The sequence below is a fragment of the Microbacterium karelineae genome (genome assembly GCF_009745985.1).
In the GTDB taxonomy this organism is placed as follows: domain Bacteria; phylum Actinomycetota; class Actinomycetes; order Actinomycetales; family Microbacteriaceae; genus Microbacterium; species Microbacterium karelineae.
In genome coordinates this window covers 1-248 of record NZ_WFIX01000080.1, presented here as the reverse complement: position 1 = coordinate 248, position 248 = coordinate 1, and the positions used below count along the sequence as shown (strand labels likewise).

The following is a 248-nucleotide window of genomic DNA, read 5'->3' as shown; positions in this document are numbered from 1 at the left end:
GGTTACTTTATTCGCAGAATATAAAATTATCGATGGTCTGAAGTTTAAAACAAACTTTAACGGACTTTTTGATTGGTACATGGGAACTCAGTGGTTGAAAAAAGGTTCAAACCTGGATATTACAGTGAACAAAGTTCCAACAGGTTCATTGAACAAAAATTCATTCTATACATTTAACTACACTTGGAATAACTCCATTAACTATAAAAAATCATATGGAGGCCACAACTTTGATTTCTTAGGATTTA

Annotated in this window: 1 protein-coding gene; it reads left to right on the top strand. The window is 31.5% G+C overall.

What is annotated here, in order from left to right:
• Positions 1–248, top strand: a 248-nt coding sequence (locus tag GB932_RS21995; RefSeq protein WP_231915942.1) for a hypothetical protein, incomplete at both ends; no start/stop codon positions are given.